This is a genomic window from Limnohabitans simekii (SeqCode), from assembly GCF_965234735.1.
Taxonomy (GTDB): Bacteria; Pseudomonadota; Gammaproteobacteria; order Burkholderiales; family Burkholderiaceae_C; genus Limnohabitans; species Limnohabitans simekii.
Genome location: NZ_OZ248542.1, coordinates 255697 through 268628, shown reverse-complemented (window position 1 = coordinate 268628; position 12932 = coordinate 255697). Strand labels below are relative to the sequence as shown.

General features: G+C 57.7%; 15 protein-coding genes. 4 read left to right on the top strand and 11 right to left on the bottom strand.

Annotated features, from left to right (window positions below; translation table 11 throughout):
- The first annotated feature begins 27 nt into the window (after positions 1–27).
- The 3 genes from AC8GFP_RS07835 to AC8GFP_RS07825 all read left to right on the top strand — a co-directional run bounded on the left by AC8GFP_RS07835 (position 28) and on the right by AC8GFP_RS07825 (position 3358).
- Positions 28–225 (top strand): hypothetical protein, encoded by a 198-nt coding sequence (locus AC8GFP_RS07835; RefSeq protein WP_506611932.1) that lies wholly within the window; start codon positions 28–30, stop codon positions 223–225.
- A 197-nt stretch (positions 226–422) separates the two neighbouring features.
- Positions 423–1571: a Fic family protein gene (locus AC8GFP_RS07830; protein WP_506611930.1), complete on the top strand. Its 1149-nt coding sequence runs from the start codon at positions 423–425 to the stop codon at positions 1569–1571.
- Between the two features lie 17 nt (positions 1572–1588).
- The gene (locus AC8GFP_RS07825) at positions 1589–3358 is read left to right on the top strand and encodes an ABC transporter transmembrane domain-containing protein (protein WP_506611928.1); all 1770 of its coding nucleotides are present in this window, start codon (positions 1589–1591) and stop codon (positions 3356–3358) included.
- Here the strand turns inward: AC8GFP_RS07825 and AC8GFP_RS07820 are convergent.
- Genes AC8GFP_RS07820 through AC8GFP_RS07810 form a run of 3 tightly spaced genes read right to left on the bottom strand, consistent with a single transcriptional unit; the run spans position 3355 to position 4839 of the window.
- Positions 3355–4149 carry a methyltransferase domain-containing protein gene (locus tag AC8GFP_RS07820; protein ID WP_506611926.1) on the bottom strand — a complete coding sequence of 265 codons (795 nt, stop codon included), beginning with the start codon at positions 4147–4149 and terminating at the stop codon, positions 3355–3357. The two genes, AC8GFP_RS07825 and AC8GFP_RS07820, sit on opposite strands and share 4 nt — an antisense overlap.
- Positions 4150–4171: 22 nt before the next feature.
- Positions 4172–4492, bottom strand: a complete 321-nt coding sequence (locus AC8GFP_RS07815) for a helix-turn-helix domain-containing transcriptional regulator (RefSeq protein WP_506611924.1) — start codon at positions 4490–4492, stop codon at positions 4172–4174.
- Positions 4483–4839 carry a type II toxin-antitoxin system RelE/ParE family toxin gene (locus AC8GFP_RS07810; RefSeq protein WP_506611922.1) on the bottom strand — a complete coding sequence of 119 codons (357 nt, stop codon included), beginning with the start codon at positions 4837–4839 and terminating at the stop codon, positions 4483–4485. The genes AC8GFP_RS07815 and AC8GFP_RS07810 overlap by 10 nt, the downstream gene beginning before the upstream one ends.
- Before the next feature lie 156 nt (positions 4840–4995).
- On the opposite strand from AC8GFP_RS07810, the gene AC8GFP_RS07805 reads away from it, so the two are divergent.
- The gene (locus AC8GFP_RS07805; protein ID WP_506611920.1) at positions 4996–5169 is read left to right on the top strand and encodes a hypothetical protein; all 174 of its coding nucleotides are present in this window, start codon (positions 4996–4998) and stop codon (positions 5167–5169) included.
- Here AC8GFP_RS07805 and AC8GFP_RS07800 read toward each other — a convergent pair.
- The 8 genes from AC8GFP_RS07800 to apbC all read right to left on the bottom strand — a co-directional run bounded on the left by AC8GFP_RS07800 (position 5154) and on the right by apbC (position 12855).
- A complete protein-coding gene (locus AC8GFP_RS07800; protein WP_506611918.1) occupies positions 5154–5390 on the bottom strand; it encodes an antitoxin MazE family protein in 237 nt (78 codons plus the stop codon). The two genes, AC8GFP_RS07805 and AC8GFP_RS07800, sit on opposite strands and share 16 nt — an antisense overlap.
- 221 nt (positions 5391–5611) lie before the next feature.
- Positions 5612–5908, bottom strand: a complete 297-nt coding sequence (locus AC8GFP_RS07795) for a Fis family transcriptional regulator (RefSeq protein WP_506611916.1) — start codon at positions 5906–5908, stop codon at positions 5612–5614.
- On the bottom strand, positions 5883–6248 hold the full coding sequence (locus tag AC8GFP_RS07790; RefSeq protein WP_506611914.1) for a type II toxin-antitoxin system RelE/ParE family toxin: 366 nt from the start codon (positions 6246–6248) through the stop codon (positions 5883–5885). The genes AC8GFP_RS07795 and AC8GFP_RS07790 overlap by 26 nt, the downstream gene beginning before the upstream one ends.
- 149 nt (positions 6249–6397) lie before the next feature.
- Positions 6398–7672 carry a benzoyl-CoA 2,3-epoxidase subunit BoxA gene (gene boxA / locus AC8GFP_RS07785; RefSeq protein WP_506611912.1) on the bottom strand — a complete coding sequence of 425 codons (1275 nt, stop codon included), beginning with the start codon at positions 7670–7672 and terminating at the stop codon, positions 6398–6400.
- Between the two features lie 6 nt (positions 7673–7678).
- Positions 7679–9106: a benzoyl-CoA 2,3-epoxidase subunit BoxB gene (gene boxB / locus AC8GFP_RS07780; protein ID WP_506611909.1), complete on the bottom strand. Its 1428-nt coding sequence runs from the start codon at positions 9104–9106 to the stop codon at positions 7679–7681.
- Between the two features lie 78 nt (positions 9107–9184).
- Positions 9185–10846 (bottom strand): 2,3-epoxybenzoyl-CoA dihydrolase, encoded by a 1662-nt coding sequence (boxC, locus tag AC8GFP_RS07775; protein ID WP_506611907.1) that lies wholly within the window; start codon positions 10844–10846, stop codon positions 9185–9187.
- Between the two features lie 98 nt (positions 10847–10944).
- The gene (locus AC8GFP_RS07770) at positions 10945–11715 is read right to left on the bottom strand and encodes a helix-turn-helix transcriptional regulator (RefSeq protein ID WP_506611905.1); all 771 of its coding nucleotides are present in this window, start codon (positions 11713–11715) and stop codon (positions 10945–10947) included.
- A gap of 48 nt (positions 11716–11763) precedes the next feature.
- Positions 11764–12855, bottom strand: coding sequence for an iron-sulfur cluster carrier protein ApbC (gene apbC, locus AC8GFP_RS07765; protein ID WP_506611902.1), 1092 nt, complete (start codon positions 12853–12855; stop codon positions 11764–11766).
- Between the last annotated feature and the right edge of the window lie 77 nt (positions 12856–12932).

The following is a 12932-nucleotide window of genomic DNA, read 5'->3' as shown; positions in this document are numbered from 1 at the left end:
GCGGCCCCAATTGGGTAGCATTCGGACATGTTGAAAAAACTGTTCAGCCGCCAAAAACTGGAAACCGTCATGGGCCACCGGATTGCCGAGCCGCGCTACACCTGGCAGGCGGGGTTTTGGATCGGTGTGTATGTGTTGCTGCCGCTGTTTTTGCTGGGCAGCCTGATAGACGTTCTGATCCAGCTCACCACGGGGGTGTGCACCGGTTTGTGGTGTTTTGTCTGATACGTAGCCGTTCATGGATGGGGCATCTTAGCGGGTGGCATGCCCATACCCTTAGTGATGCAAGTAGCCGTTCACCTTGAAATCAACAAACCATGACAATACTGGCAGTTTTTACAAATTAAAGTCAGCTTTAAAATGATTGACGCGTATTAAAAAACTCTTTAATATGGCGGCATCGAATCAAAGCCTGCTTTCATATGTCCCGCATCACTGGCACCTATGCCATCACCACCACCCAAGGTGAGCCTGTCAAAGCATTTATTCCGCATGGCTTGCCCCCTGCCGAGCCTGCGCTCGATGCTGCCGTCTGGGCACGTTTGAATGAAGAAGCCTTGACGGCCTTGCAACGCCTCTCAGCGGTGGCGGGTTTGGTTCCCTCGGTCGAATGGTTGCTCTACAGCGCCATCCGCAAAGAAGCCTTGTTGACATCCCAGATTGAAGGGACTCAAGCGACGTTGATCGACTTGTTTGATGAGGAAGCTGGTTTGGCCATTTCCAACACGGATGATGTGGAAGAAGTGACCAACTACCTGCAGGCTTTTAACTGGGCCCAAGAACAACTGCGCAGCGATACCGGCTTGCCCATCAGTGTGCGTATGCTGAGTGAGGCCCATCGCTTGCTGCTCAACGGGGTGCGTGGCACAGGCAAACAACCCGGCGAGTTGCGCCGATCTCAAAACTGGATCGGCGGGTCGCGCCCAGGCACAGCCGTGTTTGTGCCGCCGCCTGCGGATCAGGTACCAAGCTTGTTGGCCGATCTGGAACGCTACATCCATGCAGATAAACCAGACCTGCCTGTGCTTGTTCGGATTGCCTTGGTGCATGCCCAATTTGAAACCATTCATCCCTACTTGGATGGCAATGGCCGCATTGGCCGATTGCTCATTGCCATCTTGCTGGAGCATTGGCAACTCTTGCCTGAGCCCTTGATGTACCTCAGTGGTTTTTTGAAACAACACCAGTCGGAGTACTACCGGCGCTTGTCGTGCATTCGGACCGAAGGCGACTGGGAAGCTTGGGTTCAATTTTTCTTGGAAGCTGTGCAAAGTTCTGCCAGGCAATCTGAAGCTGCGGTTGTCGCGGTGGCCAGTTTGGTCACCAACGACAGAAAGCGGTTGTTGGCCCATCCCAAAGCCAATGCCATCAGTTACCGCTTGTTTGAGATGCTTCCCACCATGCCCCGATTCACCGTCGATCGGGTGTGCAAAATTTTGGAAACAACTTTCCCAACCGCCAGCGCTGCCATCAAGTTGTTGGAAGAGTTAGGCATGGTGAAAGAATTGTCTGGCCTGAAAAAGAACCGCACTTACAGTTATGCGGCCTATATTGATTTGCTCAGTCAATGAGCCCACTTGTGAATCCCATGACCACCCCCTCCCCTGCCACCGCCTCCCCGCAATCCCTGTCTGGCTTGCTGCCCTTCGTCAAACCCTACAAAGGCCGCATCGCCTTGGCGGGTTTGTTTTTGCTGTTGGCGGCGGGCACCACCTTGGCGTTTCCCTTGGCATTGCGGCTGCTGATTGACCAAGGCCTGAGCGGCCCGGACAGCGGTGCGCGTTTGGCGGGGCAGTTTGGCCAGTTGTTCTTGGTGGCGGCGGCACTTGCGGTGTTTTCGTCACTGCGCTTTTACACCGTCACTTGGCTGGGCGAACGCATCACGGCCGATGTGCGCAACGCGGTGTACGGCCATGTGCTGCAGCAAAGCCCGGCGTTTTTTGAAACCACACAATCCGGCGAAGTGCTGTCTCGCTTGTCGAATGACACCACGCTGGTGCAAACCGTGGTGGGCTCATCGCTGTCCATGGGTTTGCGCAATCTGGTGATGGGCGTGGGCGCTTTGTTGATGCTGGTTTACAGCCACCCGATGCTGATGCTGCAAGTGATTGCCTTGTTGGTGCTGGTGGTCTGGCCCAGCATGAGCTTGGGGCGGCGGGTGCGCAAGTTGTCACGCGCCAGCCAAGACCGTGTGGCCGACGCCAGTGCCATGGCCGCCGAGGTGTTGAACGCCATCCCCGTGGTGCAAAGCTACACCGCCGAAACCCGCGAAGCCCAGCGCTTCACCGACTCGACCCAGCAAGCGGTCAGCACCTCTTTGCGCCGCGCCCGGGCCCGCTCGGCCTTGGTGGGTTTCATCATTTTGGCCAGCAGTGCTGCGCTGCTGTGGGGCTTGTATCAAGGCACGTTGGCCGTGCGCGACGGCACCATGAGCGCTGGTGAATTGGGCCAAACCGTGGTGTATGTGATTTTGTTGGCCAGTGCCTTTGCTGTGCTGGGAGAGGTGTATGGCGATTTGCTGCGTGCCGCCGGTGCCACCGAGCGCCTCATGGAACTCTTGCACACCCGCTCGGACATCCGTTCCCCTGCTGCGCCCTTAGAAGCACCGTGGCCAGTGCAAGGCTCGTCGGTTGCCATGCAGGGCTTGGATTTCCACTACCCCTCAAGGCCGCAAACCTTGGCTTTGTCGGGCTTGAGTGGCGTCATTCAACCCGGCCAAACCGTGGCCGTTGTGGGCCCCAGTGGCGCTGGCAAAACCACTTTGTTTGGTTTGCTGCTGCGCTTTCACGACCCGCAAGCCGGTCAAATTTTGTTGGACGGCGTCAACATCAACGACATGGCTTTGCACGACCTGCGTTCACGCATTGGCATCGTGCCGCAAGAGCCGGTGATTTTTTCGGGCACCGCGATGGACAACATCCGCTATGGCCGCCCCGACGCCACGGATGACGAGGTGTTGGCCGCTGCCAAAGCCGCGTTTGCAGATGAATTCATTGTTGATTTGCCGCAGGGCTACGACACCTTTTTGGGTGAACGCGGTGTGCGCTTGTCGGGTGGCCAACGGCAACGGATTGCGATTGCCCGCGCCATGTTGAAGAACCCACCGTTGCTGCTGCTGGACGAGGCCACCAGCGCCTTGGACGCGCACAGCGAACGCATGGTGCAAGCCGCGCTGGAGACCGCCATGCAAGGCCGCACCACCCTGGTGATTGCGCATCGCCTGGCCACGGTTCAGCAAGCCGATGTGATTTGGGTGTTGGACCACGGCCACTTGGTGGAGCAAGGCAACCATGCCGCGTTGATGGCCAAGGGCGGCTTGTACGCCAGCTTGGCGGCGCTGCAATTCAACAACGCTTAACGCGTGGCTACAAACACATAGCGGTTCAGGCTGAAGAAATAGCCGGTGTGCTGGTCCATGCTGCGCACATCGGCTTGCCAAGCAGCCACGTCTTCGGCTGTGAGGCCATCGCGCCCAGTCACGAAAGCCCCCATCACCTCCAACATCCCCGCGCTGTAGGTGTTGGTGTCAAAGCGGGTGTTCAGCAAAGGCATCACCTCCACTTGCACGTTTTTCAAGCCTGCTTGCTGCAAGGCTTGCATCAAACTGCGCGGCAACTGCGGCCACGGGATGTGCTGGTTCCAGGTGTCCAACACCTTCCGCATACGGGTGTCGTCCCGGCTGGCCCACACCGCCGATTCCCAATCGGTGTCCACCAACAAGGCCCGGCCACCAGGGCGCAACACCCGCGCCAGTTCTTGCAAAGCTTGGGCGATGTCCGGCACGTATTCGTACACCTGCGTGGCCAGCGCCATGTCAAAGCTGGCATCGGGCTGGGGCAATTGCGTCACATCCAGATGGGCCAACTGCACGTGGGGCAAGGCTTGGCAACGCTTGCGGGCCAGCGCCAACATGGGCTCTGCAATATCCACCGCCAGCACGCTGCCCGACGCGCCCACCGCCTCCCCCAGCGCTTGGCTGGTGAGGCCGGGGCCGCAGCCGATGTCCAAAATTCGCTCGCCCATTTGCGGCGCAATGCGTTGCAACACCTGCTGACGCTGCGCCACCACGTCGGGCGTGAGGTAGACCGCTTCGATGCGACGCGCACCGACATCGTCAAATTGGGCCAAGGTGCTGGTGGTTTGGTTCATGCGGGGGATGGTAAGGCGGGTATCAGGCGCGGATGACTTTGGTTTGAACCTGCACTTGCATGAACACAGCCACAGCAGCCAAGATGGCCGACAGATGGGTCATGGTGGGGTTACCCTGACCCGACAACATCCGGTGCAAACTTTTTGCAGGTTTTTGCACATCAACTGCCAAGTGTTCAAAGCCCATGGTCGCGTTGATGAGATCGCGCAGCAACAACTTGGCCGTCTGTGGTTCGCCTTGCAACAACAAGGTGGTGGCCTCTTGCAACAGTGCATGTGCATAGGCGGGCTCGTTCTGAATTCGCACCATCACCGTTTGTTTGAAATCTTTGGTCAACGCCATGTCTGGTTTCCTTTGCCTGATTTGCGTTTTTTGAACTGCTGCCATCGGTGAAGGGCCAGCTTGATGTCCTTGTCTTGCGTGCCTTTTGTGCCTGCACCCAATAGCAAGATGATGTGCATTTCCATCTTTGCCACATAGATGCGCAACCCTGGCCCCCAATGAATTTTGATTTCACCAATGCCTTCAAACCACTTGATGCTGGCTAAATTTCCCTGCTCTATTCGCGCCAAGGCCACTTGCACCCTGACGCCAGAGACGGGGTCAAGCCTTTGGAACCAATTTCCAAAGGGGCTGGTGTCGTCTTCTAGAAGCAGTTCCTGAATTTGAAAAACAATCAAAGGTAACATTTACGTTTCCATAGGTCAAGATATTTCCCTTGTCTAAAGGGGAAACAAGCCTAGTGAAACTTGGTTTGATGGGGGTTGAATACAACTTTGATTCGGCGAGACCGCCACTCAAGAACCAACAGCATCATCCCGAAACCAACCTGGAGACATCGACGCTTGAGCCTGACTTCTGTGAAAGCATTTTTCGCGGCACTGCAATTGGATGTGCCGATTTTGGATACGGCGGGCGGTTTAAATCACGCCAATCACCAACGCTGGGCGAGGTTTGCCGTAGTCGCCGGGCAAGGAAATGGCGACCAAGTCGCCGCGAAGCGTCATACCCAGCCTTGAACTTGCGCGGCCGCTTCAGTGGTCAGGTGCAGCACATCTGCCTCTGCGGGGTCGGCTTTCAGGGCCAGGCATTGCTGGCGAATATCGGCAGCAAAGCTTTCAGCACGGGTGTCGGGCACCCAAAATTGCACCGGCCGCAGACCCGCCGCACGCATCTTCTGACGAGCGCGTGCCACTTTCAGCGCAGAGGGGTTGGTGGTGGCCATTGAAATGCCTTTCATGGATGGGCGAGGACTGGTTACATGTTACCCAGCCAGTCTGCTTCAGGCAAGCCGGCAAGCATCCCTGCAAACAGGGCTTCACGGGGGAAGTGGGTCTCGGAAAGGCAGGAAGTAGCACTTACCGACGAATTCCATGTAGCCAGGGAATCTGCTGTGTGAGGATGTGCTCAAGAAATGGCAGTCCATAAGGGCGCACTTGGCCGAGTTGCTGATAAATGAATTTATGTCAATCGGATCTCAACAGTCTTTCCGACAGCCCTAGCCGCTTTGAACAACGTATCCAGTTGAATCGATAAATTGTCTGGGTCCAGCACCCGGTCAAGTTGAGAGCGGCTGGTGACCATGCGTTGCGCCATCACCACCTTGCTCAAATTGCCGCTTTGCATGGCGTCGCTCAATTGCTCAACCAAAACGCGTTTCAACGCACGAGCTTGCACTTCCTCGTAGATGCCTTCTTCAATCAAGAAATCATCAAAGTTACTGCCCATGTGTTTATTGGTTTTGGGTTTTGTGCTCATGCTTCCATTCTTTCAATCGTTTGATGGCTAAATCAATATCTGAATTTGGAGTTTGTTGTGTTTTTTTAATAAACCCATGAAGCAAAATCATTTGAGAAAAATCGACTGCAAACAAAACTCGTGCGATCCGGTTGTCAAGCCGACTACGGACTTCCCAAACCGAATCTCTCAAATAGTCCACTCTTGGCTTTCCAATCGGCCACTTAAATTGAACATAGGCAATATCTTCGCCAATGGTTTTTTTCTCTGCTTGATTCATGGTTTTCAACCATTCACGAACCGGTTCTTGACCGGATGATGAACGGTAAAAAATGGCCGGTAGTTTCTTGATGGTCTTCATTGGCAGTGTACCTTATAAAGTACGTTTAGATGCCAATCATCAAGTGAAATAGATGCGCAATTGGCATTCAGCAGCTTATAAAGTCGCCGACCAATCGACTAAGTCGTTAACACCAAATGAGGTGTGCGCCATGCACACCTGCCCACCGCTTAATACGTCTCCAACTGCAACCGGCCCTCTTGCTTCAAGGTCGCGGCCACGGTGGTCCAGTCCAAGCCTGCACCCACGGCAATGTCGTGCAGGGCTTGCAACACGCCCTCTTCCATGCTCTTCAAGCCGCACACGTAAAAGTGGGTTTGCGGGTCGCTCAGCATGGCCGCCAAAGGCGCAGCGGCTTCGCGCATCGCGTCTTGCACATAGCGCTTAGGCTGGCCGGGGGTGCGTGAAAACGCAAAGTGGATGTCGATGAAATCGCTGGGCAGCTTTTGCAGCGGGCCAAAGTACGGCAGTTCTTCCTGGGTGCGTGCGCCAAAAAACAGCATCAGCTTGCCGCCTTCAAATTTGCCACTGGCTTTCAAGCGTCTGCGCCACTCGGTCATGCCGCGCATGGGGGCGCTACCGGTGCCGGTGCAAATCATCACCAGATGGCTGCCGGGGTGGTTGGGCATCAGGAAGCTGCTGCCAAACGGGCCCACCACTTGCACCGTGTCGCCCAGCTTCAGGTCGCACAAATAGTTGGAGGCCACGCCTTTGACGGCCTGCCCTTGGTGGTCTTGCACCACGCGTTTCACTGTGAGAGAGAGGTTGTTGTAGCCGGGGCGCTCGCCATTGCGCGGGCTGGCCACGGAATATTGACGCGCATGGTGCGGCTTGCCGTGGGCATCCACGCCGGGCGCGATGATGCCCACCGATTGGCCTTCCAACACTGGAAACGGCAGGCTGCCAAAGTCCAACACGATGTGGTGGGTTTCGTTGTCAGTGCCGGCATCGTTCACCTGCATATTGCCCACCACTTTGGCGCTGATCGGGTTCTTCGGGCCGTGCAGGTTGGTGTAGGGGTGTGCGGCAGACCACGGCGGCACACTGGCCCCCATTGGGCCGCTGTGCACCACGGGTGTGGCGCTGCTGACGGTGGCGACCGAGGTGGCGGCGTTTTCAAAGGCGGTGTGGCCCGAGGTGGGCAAGCCCGCCGCCAAGCTTTGCAACTCGGCCTCGCTTTGCGGCGCGGGCAGTTCATCCCAGCTGAGTTGCTCGGCCAAGCTGTAGGCCTTGCTGCGCAAGACCGGCAACCAATGGTCAATCGACCCCGTGGGGCACGGCGGCACGCAAGCCATGCAGTGGTTGCACTTGTCGGCGTCCACCACATAGTTGCGGCTGTCATGCGTCACCGCGCCCACCGGGCAGGTGGCTTCGCAGGTGTTGCAACGGATGCAAACTTCAGGGTCGATCAGGTGCTGTTGCAACAGCTCGGCGGTGTCACTCATGGAAGATCAGTTGAAGCGGACGTACTCGAAGTCTACGGGTTGGCGGTTGATGCCGATGGCAGGGGGTGCGATCCAGTTGGCAAACTTGCCTGGCTCGGCCACGCGGCCCATGAGGCTGGCGACAAACGCACGGTCTTCAGCAGAAGGCAGCCATTCGTTGATCTTGGCGTTCCATTCGGCGTCTGACACCACGCGGCCATCGGGCGACACCTTCGAGCCGGACAGCGAACCGATGTTGCGGTGGAAGGCTTTGTGCGGCACTTGCAGCTTGAAAGGAATTCCGGCTTTGTCAATCACGCGGTTCCAACGGTCCACACCCGCTTTGGAGTCGGTGATGTAGTCGTCGCGCAGCACTTCATTCAAGGCGTTCAACATCGGCACTTCTTTTTCCAAGAGTTGACCGTTTTGCACGTGCAGCACTTTGTAGGTTTGGCCGCGCAACACATGGTCATCGTCGCGCTTGCCTTCTTCGTAGCGGCCTTTCAGGCCCGAGCTGTAGAAGGTGGCGGCGTTGCTCGACTCGTCAGCGCCGAACAAATCAATGGTCACGCTGAAGTGGAAATTCAAATAGCGTTGGATGGTGGGCAGGTCAATCACACCGGCAGCACGCAGCTTGGCCACATCGTCGGTTTTGAGTTCATTCATGGCCTGGCAGGTGCGCTGAATCACGCGTGAAATGCCCGACTCGCCGACAAACATGTGGTGCGCTTCTTCGGTCAGCATGAACTTGGTGGTGCGAGCCAGTGGGTCGAAGCTGCTCTCGGCCAAAGCGCACAGCTGGAACTTGCCGTCGCGGTCGGTGAAGTAGGTGAACATGAAAAAGCTCAGCCAATCGGGCGTTTGCTCGTTGAAAGCTTGCAAGATGCGGGGGTTGTCGTCGTTGCCGCTGCGGCGCTCAAGCAAGGCCTCGGCTTCTTCGCGGCCATCGCGGCCAAAGTGTTTGTGCAACAAATACACCATGGCCCACAAATGGCGGCCTTCTTCCACATTGATTTGGAACAGGTTGCGCAGGTCGTACATGCTAGGGGCGGTCTGCCCCAAGTGGCGCTGTTGCTCGACAGAGGCGGGCTCGGTGTCGCCTTGCGTGACGATGATGCGGCGCAAATTGGCGCGGTGTTCGCCAGGGACGTCTTGCCAAGCAGCTTCGCCTTTGTGGTCGCCGAAATGGATCTTGCGGTCCGCTTCACCTTGGTTCAAGAAGATGCCCCAACGGTAGTCGCGCATCTTCACATGGCCAAACTGCGCCCAGCCTTGCGGGTCCACGCTCACGGCGGTGCGCAAATACACCTCGCTGTCGGTCGTGCCTTCGGGGCCCATGTCGTCCCACCAGTTGATGAAGTTGGGTTGCCACTGCTCCAAGGCGCGTTGCAAGGTGCGGTCGTCACTCAGGTTGACGTTGTTGGGGATTTTTTCGCTGTAGTTGATGGCTGACATGATGTTTTCCTGAAGTAAAGAATGAATTAATTGGAATCTGACCCCCATTAATCAATGGGGGTCAGATTCCAATGAGGGTTAGACGCGGTTCATATCGAAAGCGGCTTTTTCGCCTTTGCCGTAGACCTTCAAAGCCCCTTTGTCGCCAACGGCGTTCGGGCGGTTGAAGATCCAGTTTTGCCAAGCGGACAAGCGACCAAAAATGCGGGTCTCCATCGACTCTTTTTGGCTGAAGCGCAAATTCGCTTCCAAGCCGGTGAGCGAATCGGGCGACATGGCGGCACGTTCTTCAATCGCGATGCGCAGTTCATCGGCCCAGTCAATGTCATCCGGGGCGGCGGTCACCAGGCCCAAGCTCAGGGCTTGGTCAGCGTCCAACGGCTTGCCGATGGCGGCACGCACGGCCTCCAGAGGCGCGGTTTCTTCGTAGAAGCGGCGTTGCAAACGCGATTGGTGGTTCACCATGGGGAAGTACCCCATGTTGAGTTCGCTCAAAGTCAGGTGCGGTGCTTTGTCGTCGCCGGGCAAGGCCAACATGTAGGCGCGGTCGGCACAAAACGCCAACTCGGCCAAGGTGCCTGCAAAGCAAGAACCTTCGTCGATCAAGGCAAACAACGAGCGCGACGACACGTCCAAGCGGGCCAAGGTGCGGCGCAACAAGCCGATGGTTTCATTCACCAACCAATGCGCTTGGTGTTGCACCAACACGGCGTCTGATTGCAGGGCCAGGGCGGCATCACCCGTGGTTTTCAGCAACCAAGTGCCGATGTCGAGTTCATTGCTGCGCAAACACAGAATCGCATCATCCAGTTCACGCGCCATTTGCAGCGGGTACCAGCTGTCACCGGCTTGTTGAATCGCCTCGATGCTGCTGGGCACAGCCGCTTTGGGTGCCGACACGGTGAGGGTGGCGGTGCGTTTGGCGCGGTCGATGGCCACGGTCACGTAGTCATAGTGCAGGCTGTCGGCGCTGGCTGTTTTGTGCAGTGGTTTGAGTTCCACGCCTTGGCCTTTGGCCGATGCGCCAGCACGCTTGGCGTTGGCTGGCAAGTCTTTGGCATGCTTGGCCACCACCTCGGCAAACTGCGCGGGCTTGGCAATCGCGTCCACCAAACGCCAGTCCACGGCACGTTGACCGCGCACACCTTCGACGCTGGTGCAAAAAATATCGGCGTGGTCGTGGCGCACATGGCGCTTGTCGGTCACCCGGGTCAAACCGCCGGTGCCGGGCAAGACGCCCAACAAAGGCACTTCGGGCAAGGACACGCTGCTGGAGCGGTCGTCCACCAACACAATCTCGTCACAGGCCAGCGCCAGCTCGTAGCCGCCGCCTGCACAAGCGCCGTTGACGGCGGCAACGAATTTCAAACCACTGTGGCGGCTGCTGTCTTCAATGCCGTTGCGGGTTTCATTGGTGAACTTGCAAAAGTTGACTTTCCAGGCTTGGGTGGACAAACCCAGCATGAAGATGTTGGCGCCCGAGCAAAAAATGCGGTCTTTCAAACTGGTGACCACCACCGACTTGACCTCGGGGTGCTCGAAGCGCACCCGCTGCAAGGCATCGTGCAATTCGATGTCCACGCCCAGGTCGTAGGAGTTGAGTTTCAGCTTGTAGCCAGGCAGGATGCCGCCGTCTTCTTGGATGTCCAAAGACAAAGTGGCCACTTCGCCGTCCACGCTCAAGGTCCAGTGGCGGTACTTGGAGGGGTGTGTTTGGTAATCAACCGTGAAATCAGTCATGCGGGCTTCCTTGGGGCAATTGGCCAATGTCAGGCTTGGCCGAAGACGTGCATCATCGTGCCGAAATTAGTTTGATGTGTGCAATATATTGCCAGTCGTTAATTCTGCGCCAACCAGGCTTTTTTCAGCGTTTGGAAGCTCTCTTCGAGTGGCTGCAAGCTGGTGTCGAAATGCAGATCGGCCTTGGCATAAAACGGTGAACGGCTACTCAAGATACGGCGCAAGTCCTGCATGGCTTCCGTGCTGGCCGACATCGGACGCGTGTCGCCTTGCGCCAGCACCCGCGCCATGTGGTCTTCGGGCGTGGCTTGCAGCCAAATGGTGTAGCACTGCGCCAGCATCATGTTGAAGGTGGATTCCTCGGACACCAAGCCGCCGGGCGTGGCCATGACCACATGCGGGTACTGCGCCAAACAGTCTTCCAAGGCGCGGCGCTCATAGCGCCGATACGCCTCGGGGCCATACAAACCATGGATTTCGCTGATGCTGCAACCGGCCAGGTTTTCAATCACGCGGCTGAGTTCGACAAACACATAGCCCAGCTCTTGCGCCAAGCGCTGGCCCAGCGTGGACTTGCCAGCCCCGCGCAAGCCAATGAGGGCAATATGCTGCCGACGCAAGTTGCCCGCCTCGGGCGCTTCTTCCAGCAAAGTGACCAAACTGCACTGCAGCGCCTTGGCCACTTGCAGCAACACCAAGATGGACGCGTTGCCCACCCCGGTTTCCAAATTCGCCCAATGGCGCTCGGACACCCGGGCCCTGGCGGCGGCGGCTTTGCGCGACAAGCCACGGCGTGCCCGCAGGCTGCGCACCCGCTCGCCCAGGGTCACCAGATAGGGGTGTTTTTCGGAGTCCAGATCTTGACGCATGAATGCACTTTAATGCATCAAGGTGCAACTTGAGCTTTCAAAAGTGGTTCAAGTGTCTTTGGAGACTTTGATGCTGGGGAACTTGGACGAGAAGTCTTTGGCCTTGGCCGCGACTTTCACGGCCAGTTGCCGCGCCACGGCTTTGTAGATGGCGGTGACCTCGCCGTCCGGGTCGGCCACCACGCTGGGCAGACCGCTGTCGGCTTGCACCCGAATCGCCATGCTCAGCGGCAAGGCGCCCAGGTAGGCCATGCCCTCGGCTTGCGCCATTTTTTTGCCGCCTTCGACGCCAAAGATGTGCTCGGCGTGGCCGCATTGGCTGCACACATGCACCGCCATGTTTTCCACGATGCCCAAGATGGGCACACCCACCTTTTGGAACATGCGGATGCCCTTCATCGCGTCCAGCAAGGCAATGTCTTGCGGCGTGGTGACGATCACCGCACCGGTCAGCGGTACGCGTTGGCTCAGGGTGAGTTGGATGTCGCCGGTGCCGGGGGGCATGTCGATGATCAGGTAATCAAGGTTGCGCCAATTGGTTTGGCGCAGCAACTGCTCCAGGGCTTGCGTGGCCATCGGGCCGCGCCACACCATGGCCTGGTCTTGCGCCACCAAAAAGCCAATCGACATGACCTGCACGCCGTGGTTTTCCAGCGGTTCCATGGTTTTGCCGTCGGCGCTCTCGGGCCGACCCGACAAGCCCATCATCATCGGTTGGCTGGGGCCGTAAATGTCCGCATCCAGCAAACCCACACTGGCACCTTCCGCGGCCAAGGCCAACGCCAAATTGGCGGCGGTCGTGCTTTTGCCAACGCCGCCTTTGCCCGAGGCCACCGCAATGATGTTTTTCACTTGCGGCAACAAAGCCACGCCCGGTTGCGCGGTGTGGGCAATGACTTGGCTGCTGACAGAGGCCTTGACCGATGTGACACCGGGCACCGCCGACACCACCTGTTGAAGTTGTTGCTCAAAGGCCGCCCAAAGGCTCTTGGCGGGGTAACCCAACACCAGGTCGAAAGACACCGCACCGCCGTCGATGCGCAGGTTTTTCACGGATTTGCTGCTGACGAAGTCTTGGCCAGTGAGGGGGTCCACCACGGTTTGCAACGCGTTGGTGACGTCTTGTTCGCTCAGGGCCATGTCTACTCCAGTGTGTCTGTCGGGGAAAAGGGGGCTAGTCTAGCCAAAGCAGGTGCGGCCCCACGCGAGGCAAGGTT